Below are 19,158 nucleotides of genomic sequence, written 5' to 3'. Positions count from 1 at the left end.
GTAGCCCCATTGATGCAGTCGCCGTCGATATTGGCGACTCTTATATTTTTTGAAGGAGACCCAAATGACCCAGCGGTTGAATTATTACAGTCTTGCCCCAGCCTTTGGCAAGAAACTTCAAGAGTTCAGTGTCGCGCTTGAGAGCAGCGAAGTAAATAAAGAAATGGAACACTTGATCGACATTCGTGCGTCGCAACTGAATGGCTGTGCATTTTGCCTGGATATGCATGTAAAGCAGGCAAAAATCAGTGGTGAACGCGAGCTGCGAATTCACCATATCGCCGTCTGGCGTGAATCCACGCTCTTTTCGACACGCGAGCGGGCCGTCCTTGAATGGACCGAAGCCGTTACCCAACTGCCACCACACGGTATTTCTGATGAGATCTATACCGCCGTCCGCAACGAACTTTCCGAGAAGGAGCTGACCGACCTTACATTCCGCATTGTTGCCATCAACAGCTGGAACCGCTTGTCAGTGGCATTTCGGAACGTACCGGGCTCAATGGATGCCGCGTTTGGGCTAGATAAGGCGGGACTGAAGTGAGTTGGCAATTTACGGTGTTTGCCTAGAGAAGTCGACCGTATCAGGGTTACGCGGTCAAAATTGGCAGTGTTTTAAGGTGTTTATCAATTGCGGTTCGTACATCTTTATCCATGGGCAAGTGATTCTTCTCGCTGGCCCAGCGTTGCATAAAAAGCGCAACGGTTTCCTGCGCGGTACCCATCACCAGCTTGCGTGGTAAGGCAGCTTTAGCGGCCAAATGCTCCAGTTCGTCAAAGGTGTAGTCCGTGAATGCCTTGCCACGACTGAATGTCAGGGCGGATCTGTCTTCCGGAATATAGGCAATGGTGGAGACAAAGTCGTAGGCAGGCGACAGCTCTACATGCTGTCGATCTCGATAGATAAGCGACCAGTTTTTGAGGTGCATGTCGCCATTGCCGATAAGAACATTAAACGTCGCCCTGCGGATAAACTCGGCGATGCCGCCGTCACCGGACTCGGCTGCGATGACCCTGGCCAGATTGCGGTAACTGGCTTTCTCGTACTTGGCCTGCGGAAACACGCCGAACACTTGGGCAAAGTCCTCCGTGTGAATGCTGTGGCCTTCGTCCGTGCGGTCAAAGCGTTCAATGATAAATGCTTTGCTACCCAAGTGGCTGATGCCTTCAGGCAGATTGTTGATAGTGTCAACATCGACAATATCGATGGCAGGAACATCAATGCCCACCATTTTGGCCAATGCCATCATGGAAAACTCGTTCTCAGGTACATGCCTAAAATCCCGAGAAGGCAGTTTGACAATCCAATGCCCGCCAATGCCTCGTGCGGGAATCGTCAAGCCGCCCAAAGCGCTCATGACAGCGGAAAATTTCAGCTGTACGCCGGCCAAAGAAAATCGCAAAGCATGCTCAATGGCAGTTGACGTGACATCGTCGGGATTCGTACGGGATACATTCGGCCATGCTTGATTGGTTTCGGTGGTGACAGTGATGGCACCAGGCAAATCCTGGCCCAGCGCACCTAATAGAAAGTATTCCCTTTCTGGGTGCACGCCTGCCGTGTCAGCCAGATATTGGCGCAAATGCCCTTCAGGCAGCAAGTTGGAAAAAAGGGCATGAGTTTGCTGCGGTAAGGTTTGAAGTCGGTCAGCAACTGACCGAACGTATCCTTAAAGCTCAGGCTTAGCGTCGGTCTGTTTGAGTCATTGATATAGATGTCATTAAACACGAACAAGGTACGTTCGCCGCCGACATAGGTGAGAGTGCCGATAGGCTCGTTGTAGAGTCGGACGGTCAAGGTGGAAACATCCGTCATTACTGATCGTCCTCGTCCAGGGTGTAGGCGGGCTTGGCTTCGCTGGCCGACCGTTGAATGGATGTATTACTAGCGACTTGACGCACTATTGACCGCACAGCTGGCATAGCCTTACGCGGGATAAGTGCCACTTCCAGATCCAGGGCATTGACAATGGCGATCAAACTCGAGATCCGCAGATCTACCTGATTGCTTTCAATCCTGGAGATGTGCGACTGCGGCACGCCAGCTAATTTACTGAGTTCGCGTTGACTCAAGTTTTTAGCAATGCGTGCTTGCCGCAAGCGGTCGGAGAAGTGTTCGAGGTTATAGCTCATAAACTGATGCGTGATTTTGCATCACACCCTCATTTTGATATATAAAACTATATCATGAAAAATGAGTAAATGAGTAAATGAGTAAATGAGTAAATGAAGTATCTGATATATGCTAATAGATCATATATTTTATTTATATAGAAAAATATATCAAATATCAGCCCCTCGTTCCTGAGAATGGACCAGCCCTGATACCCCGATGACATGGAATATTGCCAGTTACGCCGCAATGACGTGTGCAAAAGCCGTGGATGCGTACTGGCAGCCCACCAACTCGCTTATACGCACCTAAAGCAAATTAAAAAATCGGCAACAGCTCAAACGCCATTATTGAGAGCTGGCATGGCGAAAAGCTTATGAAAGGGTATGATACGTCGCATAGATAATCAGGAAGACAATGTGAATTTCATTTTCCGTGGCGACGAGCTTCTTTTATGCGAATCGGGCAGCGACTTTCCCGACGCTGACACCTGTGCCCTTATAGGCGCAGGGCCCGACGCACTTCATTTAATACAGCTTTCGGCTGACTCCAGGCACCATACCTGCCATGTCGCCCGCGACGTCGAGGCGCCGGCAGGCTTTGCCTTTCGCAAGCTTCGGGCTGCCATGACCGAGCTTGGTGAAGACGGTGCACTGGCAGGTCGGGCCTTTCAAGTGTCAGAGTGGGTGCGCACCCACCGGTATTGCGGTGTCTGTGCGACGCCCATGCGCAAGTCGGAGAAAGAACTCTGTTTTCACTGTCCCGCCTGCGGTTTTTCTGCCTACCCGCGCATTTCGCCTGCCATGATGGTGCTCATCAAACGAGGCGACGAAATACTGCTGGCGCACCATAAAACATACGGCACCGCGCGTTACTCCCCACTGGCCGGCTTTGTCGAGGCAGGGGAAAACATAGAAGAGGCGATCCACCGCGAGGTGCTCGAAGAAGTTGGCCTGCAGGTCAAAGACCTGCGCTATTTCGGCAGTCAGTCTTGGCCCTTCCCGCATTCCCTCATGATCGCCTACACAGCCGAGTACGCCGGCGGCGAACTTTGCATCCAAGAGGACGAAATCACCGATGCGCGCTGGTTTGGTCCGGGAGATGCCTTGCCCGAGATTCCTATGACTGAATCTATTGCTGGCCGTTTAGTGAGGGCAAATTTGCCGAAGCCCACTTCACATCAACACTAACTATCTCGGCAGATAGCAGAGCCAGTTAATAGCTTTGCTGACAAAACAATAAAAATATTATGCTTTGAAGCAATGACTAGATGCTTTTTATAAGTTCTTTCCATGCGTAAGATTCGGATCAATAACTGACAATGGCTTTTAGGGCTTAAGTATTGATATGAGTAATAACGATGACAAAGAGACAACAATCCCCAGCTCTGGCCCGGCCAAAGGCATGCGCAAGGCACTAACTTCTTATGGCGATGAAGGCTTTTCTTTATTCTTGCGTAAAGCTTTTCTCAAAGGTGCAGGATATACTGATGATGCCTTGGATCGTCCCATTATTGGTATCGCGGGTGCGGCTAGCGCCTACAATCCTTGTCACGGGAACATGCCAGAATTACTTGCTGCGGTAAAGCGTGGGATCATGCTTGCAGGCGGCTTGCCCATGGATTTCCCCACCATTTCCATACACGAAAGTTTCGCTACGCCGACCAGCATGTATTTGCGTAACCTCATGTCGATGGACGTGGAGGAAATGATCAAAGCGCAACCCATGGATGCCATTATTTTAATAGGCGGCTGCGACAAGACGATTCCGGCTCAATTAATGGGGGCTGCGTCGGCTGGAATTCCCACCATACAATTGGCCACTGGAGCGATGCTGACGGGTTCATATAAGGGAACTCGGCTGGGCGCCTGTACGGATTGCCGCAGCTATTGGGGAAAGTTTCGTGCGGGCGAAATGTCCGAGCAAGAAGTGGGCGTTGTAAACAATCAACTCGTAGCCAGTGTAGGCACTTGCTCTGTGATGGGCACGGCAAGCACCATGGCCTGCCTCGCAGAAGCGCTAGGGATTATGTTGCCTGGGGGCGCGACCCCTCCCGCCGTCACCGCTGATCGCATGCGTACTGCCGAGCAGACGGGTACTCGTGCAGTGGAGTTAGCCAAGTTTGGCGAAGGTATCGACAAAATACTCACGTATAAAGCTTTTGAAAACGCTATGCGTGTGCTGTTGGCTTTAGGCGGATCCACTAATGGAATTGTGCACTTAGCCGCAATCGCAGGCCGACTGGGCCTGACCGTAGACCTTGATCGCCTGGATCAAATGGGCCGTGAAACACCAGTTTTGGTGAACCTGAAGCCAACAGGTCAATTCTATATGGAGGACTTCCATAAAGCAGGCGGAATGCCGGCGTTGCTGCGTGAGTTGCGGCCCTTGCTACATTTGGACGCGCTGTCGGTCAGCGGACAAAACATGGGCGACATCATTGACCAGTACGACGACAGCTACAACACCGAAGTGATTCGTCCTTTTGATCGCCCTATTTATGCACAAGGCGGCGTCGCGGTGTTACGCGGTAACCTAGCCCCTGGTGGCGCCATTATTAAACAATCTGCTGCAACTCCTTCACTCATGGAGCATGAAGGACGCGCCGTTGTTTTTGATGGCATGGAAGATCTCGTGTCTCGCCTCGACGACGAGAATCTTGATGTAAACGCTGATGATGTCTTGGTGCTGAAGAACATAGGCCCCAAAGGTGCTCCTGGCATGCCCGAGGCGGGATACATTCCCATCCCGAAAAAACTTGCTGCTGCCGGCGTAAAAGACATGGTTCGTATTTCTGACGGACGCATGAGTGGCACGGCCTTCGGCACGATTGTGTTGCACGTTACGCCTGAGGCTGCCTTAGGTGGTCCCCTCATGTGCGTGCGTACCGGAGACCGTGTTCGTCTCTCAGTCAGTGAACGCATCATTGACCTTCTCATCAGCCCAGCAGAGCTAGCTTCTCGCCAAGCCGAGACAATCCCTACTGCCTTAGAAAGGCATGGTGTAACCCGCGGTTATAAACGTTTATTTCTACAAACTGTACTGCAAGCCGATAAAGGTGCGGATTTCGATTTTCTTGTGGCGAGCCCCGCTTCGTCCAACAAATCAATTTAAGCACCCTGCAGTGGGCAAGTAGACTACGGCAACTAAAAAAGAGGATAGTCATATGTGGTCTAAAGAATCTACATTTTGTATTACCCCGCCGAAAACCAGCAAAAGTCCGGCGGTAGCATCGCAAGGAATGAGCGTCACAAACCATCCCTTGGCGTCGTCGGCATCCAGCGAAATGCTCGCACTGGGAGGCAACGCCATTGATGGCGCGATTTCTGCATTACTGACACTAACGGTCGTTGAGCCGATGATGATCGGTATTATGGGTGGAGGCACGACACTGTTGCGTACCGCAAGTGGGGAAAACGTCGTAGTAGACGGACTTTCCTGCGCCCCCAAAGGCGCCTCCCCAGACTGCTATGAACCCATATCCGAATCGTGGCCCAATTACATGGAGGTAAAGGGACGCGAAAATTGTGTCGGCCCTCGTTCTTTTGCCGTTCCGGGAAACCTTAAGGCATGGCATGAAACCCATGCCAAGTATGGACGGCTCTCCTGGGGTAGATTACTAGGTCCAGCCATTCGTCACGCGCGTGAAGGCTTTGCAGTGAGTCATTATTTTGCTGCCTGTCTGAAAGACGCTTTGGCGGATATGGCTAATGACGCAGCAATGTCGGCCATCTATCTTCCCAAAGGTCAGCCGCTAGCACCAGGCGACCTGCTGATTCAGAAAGACTATGCTCAGACACTTGAGCAAATTGCCCTGGATGGCGCGGACGCTTTGTGGAACGGCAGCTTCGGCACAGCGTTAGAAACCTGGTTACCGAAAGTAGATACGTTATTGACGATGAACGACATCCGCACCTATCAGGCTGTATGGCGTCAACCGGTACGGGGCAGCTATAGAGGCTACGAGATAGTGGGCCCACCGCCTCCCTGTTCGGGCGGAGTGCATGTGCTGCAGATGCTAAAACTGCTGGAGCATGTCGATATGCGTGCTCTGGGGTTTGGTACTACCGCCAGCACCCACTTGCTGCTTGAAGTTATGAAAATAGCAGCATCGGATCGTGCCCAGGCCATGGGCGACCCTGCCTTTATCGCTGCGCCTGTAGAGACCTTGCTCTCTGCAGCCTATGCCACGAAGCGCTGGGCTCAAATCCAACAATCTCAAGCAGGACATTACACCTCGGCGTTGCCACATCATGAGTCGCCCAATACAACGCATGTCACGGTAGCTGACAGCGAAGGAAATATCGTCTGCGCAACACACACGATCAATAGTCTTTTCGGTGCGCGCATGGTGGTTCCGGGAACTGGCGTCATGATGAATAACTACATGTATTTATTCGACCCTCACCCGGGTAACGCCATGTCAATTCAGCCGGGCAAGCGAGTAACCAGCGCCCAATCACCCCTAATTGTGTACAAAGACGACCGACCGTGGTTCGCCTTGGGCCTTCCAGGCGGCGCACGCATCTATACCTCTGCGTTGCAAAGCGTAGTTAATCTCATCGATCACGGTATGAGTTTGCAACAAGCTGTGGAAGCACCCCGGGTGTGGACTCAAGGCCAGCACGTCGAGCTGGAACATCATTTTCCCGATGATCTGCGCACAGAATTAACCGAGATGGGTCACGAGCTCTGCCCTGTCCCTCATATAGGGGAGGTATGAATGCAATCCAATTTGACGCTACCGGCACGATGACTGGCGCGGCATGTTGGAGAGCAGATGGAACACCAATGGGAATCGGAGGCGGATTAGCTAAACCGGGGGTTTCTTTCTGGCCCGAAGGAAAACCCAACAATTAAAAACTGGAGGATAGACATGAAATTATTTTATAAACCGTTGATTGCAGCTACCGTACTGGCTTTCTCGCCAGCAGGAGCTGTCAGTGCCCAAGAACCGGTTACTTTAAAAGTGGCAACCCACGCGTCGTTGCGGCTGCTTGACCCTATGACCTCGACCGCTGACATCACCCGTGATCATAGTTATGCCGTCTACGAAACATTGTTTTCTTTAGATAGCAAATACGAACCCAAGCCACAAATGGTAGGCGACTACTCGGTTAGCGAAGACCAGCTGGAGTGGGTGTTCAACCTGCGTGATGGTCTGATTTTTCATGATGGTGCGCCGGTAACCGCCGAAGATGTCGTGGCATCCCTCAAGCGCTGGTTCAATCGTGACATCACGGGTGGACGCATTGGAGCGGTCACCGAAAGTATTGAAGCGATTGATGAGAAAAGCTTCAAAATTCAGCTTAGCGAACCTTACGGCCTGATGCTGGATTCACTTGCGAAACGGAATTCACATGTTCCTTTTATCATGCCCAAGCGCATCGCCGAAACACCTTCAGATCAAAGCATTAGTGAAGTGATCGGCTCTGGACCGCTGCGTTTTGTCGCAGAAGAGTTCCAGCCTGGTGTACGGGTAGTCTACGAGAAACATCAAGATTACACACCACGCCCTGAACCCATGGATGCATTAAGTGGTGGCCGCGAAGTCAAAGTAGATCGGGTAGAGTGGATTTCGTTTCCTGACGCACAAACCGCGATAAACGCCTTACAGAAAGGCGAAATCGATATTATCGAACGCCTCAACCACGACATGGCCGGTTTATTACAAGACAAAAAATCGGTTGTAGTGCATCGGTCGGGAGACATGCAAAGCCCCGCCATCCGCCTTAATTGGTTACAGCCGCCATTCGATAATATTGAAAATCGGCGAGCTGCGCTGCACGCGATCAATCAGCAGGACTTCATGGATGCCCTGATTGGTGATCCCGACGGTTATAAGGTTTGCCAGTCACTGTTTGGCTGCGATACGCCTCTAGCCAGCGATTTAGGCGTGGTTGAGCCCGATCTTGAAAAAGCCAAAGAACTGCTTAAGCAAGGCGGCTACAACGGCGAATCAACGGTAGTCCTGAATATTACGGATAACCCGACATTTCAAGGCCTGGCACCGATGACTGCTCAGGTGCTGCGTTCCATCGGCATGAAGGTCGATATGCCATCAATGGACTTTGCTACGTACTTTAGCCGCCGCAAGCTCAAAACTCCTAGCTCCGAAGGTGGATGGAGCGTAGCGTTCGGTGGATGGAGCCTGATGGATTTAACTTCGCCTATCGCCAATATCAACCTCGATACTCGGGGTGAAATAGGCTACGACGGCTGGTCGCAAGATGATCTTATGGGAAAGCTGAAAGATGATTTTGCCAGGGCCACCACTCGTGACGAGCAAAAATCAATTGCCGCAAAGATACAAGAACGCGCGTATGAGCTTGTGTTCTATATCCCCTTAGGTAATTACTACAACTACTCGGCTCATCACGAATCAGTAGGACGTTTGCCGCAAACCCCTGTATCTGTTTATTGGAATATCGAAAAAAACAACTAAGGCGCAAGCTTTTGATTAGAGGTTGAGTACTGCATGTTCAAATTAATTCTAGTTCGCCTGGCAAGCACTGTTCCCGTGATATTGATTGTCACGATGCTAATCTTCTTGCTTTTGCGCTTAAGCTCCGGAGATCCCGCCTTACTAATGGCGGGTGACACGGCAAGTGCGGAAGTAATCGAAAGCATGCGCATCAGTTTGGGCCTGGATCGTCCCTTGACCGTGCAGTACGGTATCTGGCTTGCAGATCTGCTCAAAGGCGAGTTGGGTATGTCAATTCTGACCAAACAATCCGTGGCTTCCATGATTATGGGACGGTTGGAACCCACCTTTTTCTTGACCCTTAGCGTTATCTGCCTGACGTTGCTTGTGGCCATTCCAGCTGGTGCCATTGCTGCTTGGTTCCATCGCACGCTGCTGGATCGTCTGGTCATGGCATTCTCAGTGGTTGGCTACTCTGTACCAGCGTTCGTCATCGGCTACGTGCTAATTCTCTTCTTCTCTCTTTACCTGAATCTTTTACCCGTACAGGGCTATGTAAGTCCGTTTAACGACTTCTTTGGCTTTGTGGAACACATGACGCTGCCGGCAATTACCTTGTCAATCGTAATGATGGCCCTGGTTGCCCGGGTAACGCGCAGCAGTCTATTAGAAATATTGGGTGAAGACTTTGTCCGAACGGCCAAGGCCAAAGGCAATACAGATCGACGCGTGCTATGGAAGCACGCTTTACCCAATGCCGCTGTGCCCATCATCACGGTTATCGGCATCAGTATTGCCTCAATTATCGGTGGCGTAGTGGTTACGGAAAGCGTATTTAACATTCCTGGTGTGGGGCGTCTAACCATCGACGCGATCATGTCGCGTGATTACCCACTCGTCCAAGGTCTCATCCTTTTCTTTTCTCTCGTGTATGTGGGCATTAACTTATTAGTAGATGTGATCTACGTACTTGTTGATCCGCGGATCCGCTATTAATAAATGGACTGAGTTATGCACACTGAAAAACTAAACCTCGACATGCCTCAGACAAAACCGGGTCGCATTGGCTCATTAAATAAATTGACCTTATTCAGCTTGCTCGGTTTGGGGCTAATCGTTTTATCTGCCATATTCGCTGAATTATTGAGCATGTATGACCCTTTGCACTTGCTCCCACGCCATCGGTTACAAGCTCCAGGCGCCGAACACTGGTTTGGAGCGGACGGTCTGGGACGCGACGTTTTTGCTCGTGTTTTGCACGGTGGACGAATCTCGTTGCTTGTGGGTGCAGGAGTGGCGCTGATAGCGGCCGTCGGCGGGGTCGTTGTGGGTCTTTGCGCAGGTGTTTCCCGTTACACCGACAGCATTGTTATGCGCATCATGGACGGAATCATGGCCATTCCAGGCATTCTATTGGCCGTTGCACTGGTTTCCTTGTTTGGCGCCAGCTTAAGCTCCATTGTGATCGCCATCGCCATCCCTGAAATTCCCCGTGTGGCCCGCCTACTTCGCAGTGTGGTGTTGACTACTCGTGAGGAAATATATGTAAAGGCCGCAGAAGGTCTGGGCCTGCCTATTTACAAAATTATGTGGCGGCATATATTACCAAGCTGTATAGCACCGCTGGTTGTACAGACCACCTTTGTATTTGCCTCTGCAATTCTAATGGAATCAGTCTTAGGCTTCCTCGGCGTTGGCTTTTCGGCTGATGTACCAACCTGGGGTAACGTGATGGCCGAAGGACGGGCCGTATTCCAGCGAGCACCGTGGATCATTCTCTTCCCGGGTATCTTTCTGTCTCTTACCGTACTGAGCGTAAACATCCTGGGTGATAGCCTGCGTGATCGGCTCGACCCCAAACTATCTAACAATTCGAAGGTGTTGTAATGCAAAAGTCCCGGGAAGCTATTCTGCAGGTACGTAAACTTCATGTATGCATCGCCGACGAAGGAAAAAAACGATATGCGGTCAAAGATGTCAGTTTTGACGTTCGTGCACAGGAAATTACATGTCTGGTCGGTGAGTCTGGCTCAGGAAAGTCGGTAACAGCATCAAGCTTAATGCGCTTGTTGCCCGGCAACGCGTTGTACATAGAAAGCGGCTCAATCCTGTTGGAAGGTGAGGAGATCACACTTGCCAACTCGCAGCGTCTGCGTGAGTTGCGTGGCAATCGCATCGCCATGGTGTTTCAAGAGCCCCTAACCGCCTTAAACCCCGTTATGCGCGTGGGAGACCAAATCGCTGAGGTCATACAGATACACAAGCCGCAGTTGCGGGATACTGAAGTCAGACGGCGAGTGCAGGAGTTGATGGTTGACGTGCAATTGCCCGACCCGGTAGCCATGGCGGAGTCTTATCCACACCAGCTCTCGGGGGCCAGCGTCAGCGCATTGTAATCGCCATGGCGCTGGCGTTAGAACCCGCTCTTATTATTGCGGATGAACCGACCACAGCCTTGGACGTCACCACCCAGGCACAAATCCTGCGTTTATTTAAAGAGCTGCTTGAACGTCACCACAGTGGTGTACTTATGATTACTCACGACCTTGGAGTCGTCGCCGATGTAGCCGACCAAGTTGTTGTGATGCGAAACGGTGAGCTCGTTGAGCGAGGCTTGCCTAGCCATATTCTCAAAACACCTGAGCACCCCTACACCAAAATGCTTTTGGCGGCAGTCCCCAAACTGTTCAGCAAACCAGCGCAGGAAAATACGTCCGACACCCTACTGGATGTCAAAGGATTACGCCTTACTTATCCAGCACGCTCAGCCGCTAAAACTAAAGAGCGCACTGTGGCCCTGAACTCGCTGAATTTGACCGTAGGAGCAGGTGAAGTGGTAGGCGTCGTGGGCGAATCAGGTTCAGGAAAATCCACACTGGCTCGAGCCCTGTTGCGTTTTGAGCAAGCAGAAGGAGGCACAGTTTATTTTGAGGGAATGTCCGTCCTGGATGCTTCTCGCGCGGATCTGGCACTGTACCGCAAGAAGGTTCAGATGATATTCCAGGACCCCTACAAATCGTTAAATCCCCGTCGTACCGTGGGCCAGTCTATTATAGAAGGGCCAGTGCAATACGGCATTGCCCCTGCACGAGCCATGCGGGATGCAGCTGAGCTGATGTCCCTTGTGGGCTTAGATCCTAAGGTGCTGAGCCGTTATCCTCATGAGTTCTCCGGTGGGCAGCGCCAGCGTATTTGTATTGCAAGGGCTCTGGCGATGGAACCCACATTGATCATCGCAGACGAGGCAGTGTCAGCGCTGGATGTTTCAGTCCAGGCCCAAGTTTTGGATTTGTTTGAATCTCTACGTAAAAAACTCAATTTCTCGATGATTTTCATAACGCATGATTTACGCGTCGCCTCAAATATTTGCGACAGCATCATCGTGATGCGCAAAGGGCAAATTGTCGAGCAGGGAACCGGAGCGCAGCTATTCACTAATCCTCAACATGCTTACACCAAGGCGCTGCTTGACGCGGTGCCTGGCAAAGCGTTGGCCTGATACTCTCTCTGAAACACGGACGGACTATCCAGGAGTGAATATGTATAATTACGATGTGGATATTCGCTATTTACAAAGCTTCGTGACGGTAGTTGAAAGCGGTTCTTTTGCCGAGGCTAGCCGTCGCCTGGACCTTACACCCGCCGCGGTGGCCGCACGTATACGTTCACTTGAGGCTGATCTGGGCGTAACTGTACTACGTCGTATAGGGCGGTATGTAAAACCCACTGAAGCAGGAATCAAAATCCTTGATCGGTCTCGCAGCCTGTTGCGTGACATTCGCGATCTGCGGGCCATCGCTCACGATGGGGTACCTGTCGGTGAGTTGCGCATCGGTGTATTCAACTCCGCGCTGACCAGTATCATGCCGCAAGTACTCGAAAGCCTCTACGACAGCTATCCTGATTTAGCCGTGTTTGTACTGCCCGGCGCCTCGGTTGAACTGTGCCGACTCGTCGCAGCCGGCGAGTTAGACGCGGCAATCGTCGTCGAACCACAGTTTGCAGTGGCGAAAAATTGCCGATGGACTGTACTGATGGAGGAGCCATTCGTGGTAGTGGCGCACCAGTCAATGCGTCATCGTTCGGCCCACGAATTACTGTCTACCGAAGCTTTTATTCGCTACGACCGCACAGTGTGGGGCGGTCAACTAGCCGAACAATACTTACGCGACCACGACCTTCACCCAAACCAGCGGCTGGAAATCAACAGCCTGATGGCTATCGCTAACTTGATCGACCGAAATCTGGGCGTCTCCCTGCTGCCTGATTGGCCACCCATGTGGAGTTCGCAATTGGCAATCAGCCGCATCCCCCTCCCAAACCCACCTCCGGTCCGTCGGGTGGGATTGGTTTGGGATTCGCGCGGTCCACGCTCTTTTATCGCCAAAACACTGGTGGAGACGGCTCAAAAACTGTTTGCTCCGAGTGTGTCTGATAGCCGTTAGCCGACACCATTCAAGGCAGGTTTTCATTCAGCACTACGCTGATCTGCATAGACTCGACCCCCGTCATGGCTTCTCGTCCGTCGCGCAGATTCGCGAAAATTCTTACGCTGTTCATAATTGTAGAATGCAGGCTTTGATTAATTAGAGCATCCAGCGAGCCGTCTACCAACAGCGCCCGCGTATCTGGCGTCAGACCATGGCCGACGAAGACAGTGCTCTGATCGCGCCCTGCTTCTTTCAGTGCTTGCGCTACACCGTCGGATGCACCGCCTATATTGTAGATGCCAACCAAGTCTGGGTATTGCTTTAGCAATTGCGTGGACTGTTGGTAATTGATGTGTGCATCGTCATGGCCTTCTCGCAATCCGACTAAATCCAGGTGGGGAAATTTTTCTTCAAGAATATGCTGAAACCCCATTTCGCGTTCTTCGTGGCCACGGTAGTGACGACTGCCTGCGATCATGGCGACCTTGCCCGTCCGTGGACCGATAAAGCGACCCAGTAATAGGCCCGCGGTGCGGCCAGCGGCACGATTGTCCAGCCCCACATAGGCAGCCCGGGGAGAATTGGATAGATCTGAAATCAGGGTCAGGGTTGGTATTTTCCTTGCAGACAAGGTATGGACGGCTTCCCGCACCAATGGATGTTCCAGTGCCATAAAGGCGATACCATCGGCACGGCGGCTCTCGCGCAATAAGCTTTCGACCAGAACATGAGGATTGAAACCTTCAATAAAGCGACATCGGCATTGCACATTAAAGGGCTCGAATTGCTCATGTGCAATGCTGACGAAATCCCCCAGCATATTTAAGAAACGATTGGTACCTGCGGGCAGCACGAACACGAGCCGCATAGGCTGCGGACGCAAAGCCCTGTATAGATCGTCTTGTGGCAAATAACCCAGATCGACAGCGGCTTTCAATACGGCTTGTACTGTTACTGGCCTTACACCGGGGCGGTGATTAAGCACGCGGTCTACCGTAGCCGTTGATACGCCCGCCCGGCTGGCGACTTCGGCTATGCCCACCCGGGCGGGGGCCTTAGGTTGGAGCTTAGTTGTGTTTGTAGGCACGTCTCAGTTCTTGTCGATTTTTTAAGTCATTACATCATATTTGATCATTAGGTTATACCAGATTGATGAGTACACTTGCCAAAATTCAGTACTAGATTGATGCTTTATATTTTAAAACAATCAAAAGACATCATTTTATAAAGTGGACATTCGATATGACCTGCAGATACCATTCATACTGACAAGCAATTAAAAAAATGTTGCGTAGCCCGCCAGCTTAGAAATACTTACTAATGGCTACGTGACGAGAATAGAGACAAAATCTGCCTAAGCATGAATTACGAATTCGACTTTACAAGTGTGCTGGCCTCATGGCCACAGTTCCTGGAAGGTGCATGGCTTACCATTCAGCTGTCCTTTCCAGCCACTGTGCTGGGCTTGGTGCTGGGCACCCTCTGCGCGATAGGCCGGCGTAGTACTCACCGTTTGCTGTCGCGCGTTTGCGGCTTCTATGTCGAGACCGTTCGCAATACACCTTTTCTGGTGCAAATATTCCTGGTTTTCTTCGGTCTGGCGAGTCTGGGCTGGAAAGTCTCGGCATTTACGGCAGCATTGCTCGCGCTGATCATCAACGTCGCTGCATATACCTGCGAAATCATGCGCGCCGGGATGGATTCGATACATGGAGGGCAAATCGAGGCTGCCGAATGTCTCGGGCTGACAAAAAGACAGGTGTATTGGCATGTGATCCTACTTCCGGCAATGGAAAAGGTGTATCCGGCCTTGACGAGCCAATTCGTGTTACTGATGCTCGCGTCGTCCATTACATCTCAGATTTCCGTGGAAGAACTGACGGCGGCCGCCAGCCGTGTACAGTCCGATACCTTCCGTCCCTTCGAAGCCTATATTTTGGTGGCATTTGCCTATTTAGCGCTTTCTTTGTTGATGCGTATCGGCTTATGGGCTTTTGGCCAGCTTGTATTCGCTCGCCGTCGCCGTCTCAAGACTACAGGATAAAAGCCATGATCTCAGGCGGATTCACTATCGATCATTTGCAGTTCCTGCTAAACGGCGCGCTCTGGACGATTTGTCTGTCGCTGATTGCCTTCATTGGAGGCGGCGTGGCAGGGGGCATCGTTGCCTTGCTGCGTATCAGCCCCATCAGACTCGTCAGGTGGCTGGCTTATCTCTACGTGCAAGTAATACAGGGCACACCGCTGCTGGTGCTACTGTTTGTCTTTTACTTTGGCCTTAGCATCGCTGGACTGACCTTGACGGGCCTGGTGGCAGCAAGCATTGCCATGATCATTTATGTTAGCGCCTACCTGGGCGAAATATGGCGTGGCTGTATCGAATCTGTGGCCAAGACGCAGTGGGAAGCCGCTGAATGTCTGGCGCTGTCGCGGGCGCAGCGTTTGCGTCTGGTGATCTTACCGCAGGCAGTACGCATAGCGACGCCACCTACAGTTGGTTTCATGGTGCAGATTGTCAAAAACACATCGCTTGCTTCGATTGTAGGTTTCGTGGAACTGGTACGAGCCGGACAGCTGATCAACAACTCCATTTTTCAGCCCTTCCTGGTCTATCTCCTGATAGCACTATTCTATTTGGCCATGTGTTATCCGCTATCTGCCTGGAGCCGAAAGCTCGAACGCAGACTCCAATATGGAACTCGTCGTCCTCCACTAAGCGCATGAAAGGAAAATAATGTCGATTGTCGTTGAACTAAAGGACGTCCATAAGTGCTTTGGCACAAACACAGTGCTGAAAGGCGTTTCCTTCGCTGTTACCAAAGGCCAGGTGGTGGCAATTATTGGTCAGAGCGGATCGGGTAAAAGCACTGCTTTGCGTTGTATCGATCGCCTGGAGATCATCGATCAGGGCCAGATCAACGTGTGCGGGCATAGGGTGCATGACGCGAGCATCGATCTGCGCAATCTGCGTACCGATGTAGGTATTGTTTTTCAAAGCTATAACCTGTTCCCGCATCTGACGGTAGAGCAGAATGTAATGTTGGCACCGCGCGCCGTCAAAAAGAAAAACAAGGAAGATGCGCTGGAACTGAGCAACCGGACTCTGCGTCAGGTAGGTCTTCTTGAAAAAGCTTGCTCCTATCCGGAGCAGCTATCAGGGGGACAGCAGCAACGTGTCGCAATAGCGCGCTCACTGGCGATGGAGCCCAAGGTCATGCTATTTGACGAGGTTACCTCTGCGCTCGACCCGCAATTGACGGGCGAAGTTCTTCGCGTTATCGAGCAACTGGCTGCCGACGGGATGACGATGATTCTGGTAACCCACGAAATGGAGTTTGCTGCAAAAGTGGCCGACACCATCATATTCATGCATCAGGGCAAGGTTTGGGAAACGGGAAGCGGTGACATGTTACGCAATCCACAGACGCCTGAACTACAAGAGTTTCTTGCACACGGACTGTAAACGCTAGCCATCGCTGCCTTACTTGGCATCACTTTATGCTATCCATAACGGAGACAACCATGACATTTAAAAAAATTCTCTACCTCACCACCTTTGCCGCTTGCTTCGGTACGTTTTCTGGTGCGGCCAGCGCCGATGCGCTGGCCGACATCAAAGAGGCTAAAAAGATTCGTATAGGCATTGATCTCGGGGCGCCTTTTTATGGCTATATCGATGAAAAAATGCAAGCGGTAGGCTCCGACGTCGAAGCTGCATATCTACTAGCGGAAGATCTGGGGGTCGAGCTAGAGATCGTTCAGACAACCAACTCCGGCCGTATCCCCAATCTGCTTTCGAATAAAGCTGACCTGATTATTTCGTCGCTATCCATCACGCCAGAACGCGCCAAGGCTGTCGACTTTTCCATTCCCTATGGTGCCATTCAGGCAGCAGTAGGCGCACCTAAAAGTCTAGACATCAAAAGTATGGACGACCTGGCCGGCAAGTCTGTTGCGGTAACACGGGGCGGCCCGCAAGACAAGCTCGTGTCTGAAGGTGCGCCGCAAGCGAAGGTGATCCGCTTTGATGACGAGGCGGCTTCCATAACCGCGGCGGCTACAGGCCAGGCGGAAATCGTTGCCATTACCCCGCCCATTATTCATGCCATTGGCGAGCGCAATCCATCACTTGATTTCGAGACCAAGTTCGTCATCCAGTCCTACGACCTGGGCATAGCAATGCGCAAGAATGAGCCGCAATTGAAAGACTGGGTCAACAACTGGATAGGCACCAATCTGAAAAACGGCAAACTCAATCAGATCCATACCAAATATGCCGGCGTGCCGATTCCCGACGAAATCGTTGCAGCCCAATAATCTATAGGAACAGGAATGAGTAAGTTTTTTGGTGAAATTCGTCAGTTAGGCTATGTGGTTAATGACATCGAGGCCGCCATGGAGTACTGGAGCAACACGCTCGGTGTCGGCCCCTGGTATTACAACCCCAAAGTACCCATTGAAAACTACCGGTACCGGGGTGAAACCTACGAGCCGCACAATTCTGTGGCCTTGGCCAATTCAGGCTTTGTTCAGGTCGAGCTGATCCAATGCCGCAACGATGTTCCTTCCATGTATCGTGACTTTCTGCAAGCCGGGCATACCGGGCTGCAGCATGTCGCTTACTGGACGGAAAACTACGACGATAACCTTGCCCAGTTGACCGCGCAGGGCTTCAAGGCAGTTATGAGCGGGGAGGTGGGCGATCGGGGTCGTTTTGTCTATTTCGACACCGAATATCATCCAGGAACCGTCATCGAGCTATCCGAGGTTGCCGGACCCAAGGGGAAACTGTTTGACCTGATCCGGAACGAATCCGAACACTGGGACGGCCGCGATCCTGTACGCGCTTTTCCTGACCTAAGTACGCTTTAAATCACACTGATATCTTCTAACCGTCGCTTCCTCACCCTTTATTGTGCTGCCATGAACCCAGAACGTTTTCACGCAACCTATCTTATTGAAACACCCCTGGACCCAGCTAGGGTTGCCGAAGTGATGGCCGGCGAGCAATCATGCGGCACCTTCACGCGCGTACAGGGAGAGACGGACGAACTGCGTGAGCGGGCTCGCGCGATCGTAGAGCAGGTTGAGATCCTGGGCCAGGCAAATCAGCCCACATTACCCAATGCCTGGCTGGAACGGCAGGGCACCAAGGGGCCATGGCATCGTGTTCGGGTACACATTTCATTTCCAGTAGACAATATAGGCGCTAATCTACCTACGTTGGCGGCTACCGTGGCGGGTAATTTGTACGATCTGGGAGAAACCACCGCACTACGCCTGGACACCTTGCATTTGCCTGCCGCGTATCGCAAATGTTTTGATACACCTCAATATGGCGTGGCTGGCACCCGGCAACTGACAGGGGTCAACGAAGGCCCCTTGCTAGGAACCATCATTAAACCCAATGTCGGGCTTTCTCCAGCGCAAACCGCTGAACTGGTGGCGCAGCTATGCCAAGCAGGCGTGGATTTTATTAAAGACGACGAGGTATGCGCCAACCCGGCGCATGCGCCTCTTGGCGAGCGTGTGTCGGCTGTGATGGCCGTTGTGCGAGAGCATCAGCAGCGCACTGGCAAAACTGTCATGGTCGCCTTCAACATTACTGACGAAACAGATGCAATGCGTCGTCACGCCGATCTTATTCAGCGCGAAGGCGGCAATTGCGCCATGGTCAGTCTTAATTATTGCGGTTATGCGGCTATCCAGACCTTACGCCGTAGTACATCGCTGGTTTTACATGGACATCGCAATGGCTATGGAGCCATGTCCCGCCACCCTCTGCTGGGCATTTCGTTCCAGGCTTATCAGGCCATGTGGCGTCTGACGGGAGTGGATCATATGCATGTCCATGGCCTGCAGGGCAAATTCGCTCAGAGCGATGAAGAAGTCGTAGCATCGGCACGCGACTGCCTTTCCTCACTGACAGACGGGCTGGACGATCAGGTCATGCCGGCATTTTCCTCCGGGCAGTGGGCGGGTACCGTACCGGCCACATTTGAGGCGGTAGGTAGTGACGACTTGCTGTTCATGTCTGGAGGAGGCATTTTGGCGCACCCGGATGGGCCGGCCGCTGGAGTCAGCAGCCTGCGTCAAGCATGGAGCGCGGTACGTAGCGGCGTATCGTTGGCCGACCACGCCAAGCAGGCTCCGGAACTGCGCCGTGCACTGGATTTTTTGGCGGCAGATAG

16 protein-coding genes and 3 pseudogenes are annotated in these 19,158 nt (G+C 52.0%); 15 read left to right on the top strand and 4 right to left on the bottom strand.

Annotated elements, in window-relative coordinates:
• The first annotated feature begins 64 nt into the window (after positions 1-64).
• Entirely contained in the window at positions 65-544 is a 480-nt protein-coding gene (locus L1889_RS15970; protein ID WP_238666032.1) for a carboxymuconolactone decarboxylase family protein, read from the top strand.
• A 46-nt stretch (positions 545-590) separates the two neighbouring features.
• Here L1889_RS15970 and L1889_RS15965 read toward each other — a convergent pair whose 3' ends face one another.
• The 3 genes and pseudogenes from L1889_RS15965 to L1889_RS15955 form a co-directional block, all read right to left on the bottom strand.
• The gene (locus tag L1889_RS15965; protein WP_308217705.1) at positions 591-1,553 is read right to left on the bottom strand and encodes a type II toxin-antitoxin system HipA family toxin; all 963 of its coding nucleotides are present in this window, start codon (positions 1,551-1,553) and stop codon (positions 591-593) included.
• A pseudogene (locus L1889_RS15960) lies at positions 1,545-1,816 on the bottom strand (HipA N-terminal domain-containing protein); the annotation flags it as partial. The gene L1889_RS15965 and the pseudogene L1889_RS15960, both read right to left, overlap by 9 nt.
• Complete coding sequence (locus L1889_RS15955) at positions 1,816-2,133, bottom strand: helix-turn-helix domain-containing protein (protein ID WP_238666031.1); 318 nt, start codon at positions 2,131-2,133, stop codon at positions 1,816-1,818. The pseudogene L1889_RS15960 and the gene L1889_RS15955, both read right to left, overlap by 1 nt.
• A gap of 366 nt (positions 2,134-2,499) precedes the next feature.
• On the opposite strand from L1889_RS15955, the gene nudC reads away from it, so the two are divergent.
• The 8 genes and pseudogenes from nudC (at position 2,500) to L1889_RS15910 (ending at position 12,982) form a co-directional block, all read left to right on the top strand.
• On the top strand, positions 2,500-3,303 hold the full coding sequence (gene nudC, locus L1889_RS15950) for an NAD(+) diphosphatase (protein WP_372871807.1): 804 nt from the start codon (positions 2,500-2,502) through the stop codon (positions 3,301-3,303).
• Between the two features lie 157 nt (positions 3,304-3,460).
• Positions 3,461-5,227, top strand: a complete 1,767-nt coding sequence (locus L1889_RS15945; RefSeq protein ID WP_238666029.1) for an IlvD/Edd family dehydratase — start codon at positions 3,461-3,463, stop codon at positions 5,225-5,227.
• Between the two features lie 127 nt (positions 5,228-5,354).
• Positions 5,355-6,836 (top strand): gamma-glutamyltransferase, encoded by a 1,482-nt coding sequence (ggt, locus tag L1889_RS15940; RefSeq protein ID WP_238666028.1) that lies wholly within the window; start codon positions 5,355-5,357, stop codon positions 6,834-6,836.
• Between the two features lie 153 nt (positions 6,837-6,989).
• Positions 6,990-8,558: an ABC transporter substrate-binding protein gene (locus L1889_RS15935; protein ID WP_238666027.1), complete on the top strand. Its 1,569-nt coding sequence runs from the start codon at positions 6,990-6,992 to the stop codon at positions 8,556-8,558.
• A gap of 33 nt (positions 8,559-8,591) precedes the next feature.
• Positions 8,592-9,533 carry an ABC transporter permease gene (locus L1889_RS15930; protein WP_238666026.1) on the top strand — a complete coding sequence of 314 codons (942 nt, stop codon included), beginning with the start codon at positions 8,592-8,594 and terminating at the stop codon, positions 9,531-9,533.
• 15 nt (positions 9,534-9,548) lie between these two features.
• Positions 9,549-10,424, top strand: coding sequence for an ABC transporter permease (locus L1889_RS15925; RefSeq protein WP_238666025.1), 876 nt, complete (start codon positions 9,549-9,551; stop codon positions 10,422-10,424).
• Positions 10,424-12,036, top strand: a pseudogene (locus L1889_RS15915) (dipeptide ABC transporter ATP-binding protein). Before L1889_RS15925 ends, L1889_RS15915 begins: the two are co-directional and overlap by 1 nt.
• Positions 12,037-12,076: 40 nt before the next feature.
• A complete protein-coding gene (locus tag L1889_RS15910) occupies positions 12,077-12,982 on the top strand; it encodes a LysR family transcriptional regulator (protein ID WP_257794020.1) in 906 nt (301 codons plus the stop codon).
• A 10-nt stretch (positions 12,983-12,992) separates the two neighbouring features.
• Here L1889_RS15910 and L1889_RS15905 read toward each other — a convergent pair whose 3' ends face one another.
• Positions 12,993-14,054 carry a LacI family DNA-binding transcriptional regulator gene (locus L1889_RS15905; RefSeq protein ID WP_238666022.1) on the bottom strand — a complete coding sequence of 354 codons (1,062 nt, stop codon included), beginning with the start codon at positions 14,052-14,054 and terminating at the stop codon, positions 12,993-12,995.
• Between the two features lie 273 nt (positions 14,055-14,327).
• On the opposite strand from L1889_RS15905, the gene L1889_RS15900 reads away from it, so the two are divergent.
• The 6 genes and pseudogenes from L1889_RS15900 to L1889_RS15875 all read left to right on the top strand — a co-directional run.
• Complete coding sequence (locus L1889_RS15900; RefSeq protein ID WP_238666021.1) at positions 14,328-15,011, top strand: amino acid ABC transporter permease; 684 nt, start codon at positions 14,328-14,330, stop codon at positions 15,009-15,011.
• A gap of 5 nt (positions 15,012-15,016) precedes the next feature.
• Positions 15,017-15,691, top strand: a complete 675-nt coding sequence (locus tag L1889_RS15895) for an amino acid ABC transporter permease (protein WP_238666020.1) — start codon at positions 15,017-15,019, stop codon at positions 15,689-15,691.
• A 10-nt stretch (positions 15,692-15,701) separates the two neighbouring features.
• Entirely contained in the window at positions 15,702-16,430 is a 729-nt protein-coding gene (locus L1889_RS15890; RefSeq protein WP_238666019.1) for an amino acid ABC transporter ATP-binding protein, read from the top strand.
• Positions 16,431-16,489: 59 nt separating this feature from the next.
• Positions 16,490-17,284 carry a transporter substrate-binding domain-containing protein gene (locus tag L1889_RS15885; RefSeq protein WP_238666018.1) on the top strand — a complete coding sequence of 265 codons (795 nt, stop codon included), beginning with the start codon at positions 16,490-16,492 and terminating at the stop codon, positions 17,282-17,284.
• 15 nt (positions 17,285-17,299) lie between these two features.
• A complete protein-coding gene (locus tag L1889_RS15880; protein ID WP_238666017.1) occupies positions 17,300-17,839 on the top strand; it encodes a VOC family protein in 540 nt (179 codons plus the stop codon).
• A 51-nt stretch (positions 17,840-17,890) separates the two neighbouring features.
• Positions 17,891-19,144: pseudogene (locus L1889_RS15875) on the top strand (ribulose-bisphosphate carboxylase large subunit family protein); the annotation flags it as partial.
• Positions 19,145-19,158: the final 14 nt, after the last annotated feature.

The organism is Paenalcaligenes niemegkensis, from assembly GCF_022230885.1.
In the GTDB taxonomy this organism is placed as follows: domain Bacteria; phylum Pseudomonadota; class Gammaproteobacteria; order Burkholderiales; family Burkholderiaceae_B; genus Paenalcaligenes; species Paenalcaligenes niemegkensis.
This window is presented reverse-complemented; position numbering and strand designations above follow the sequence as displayed.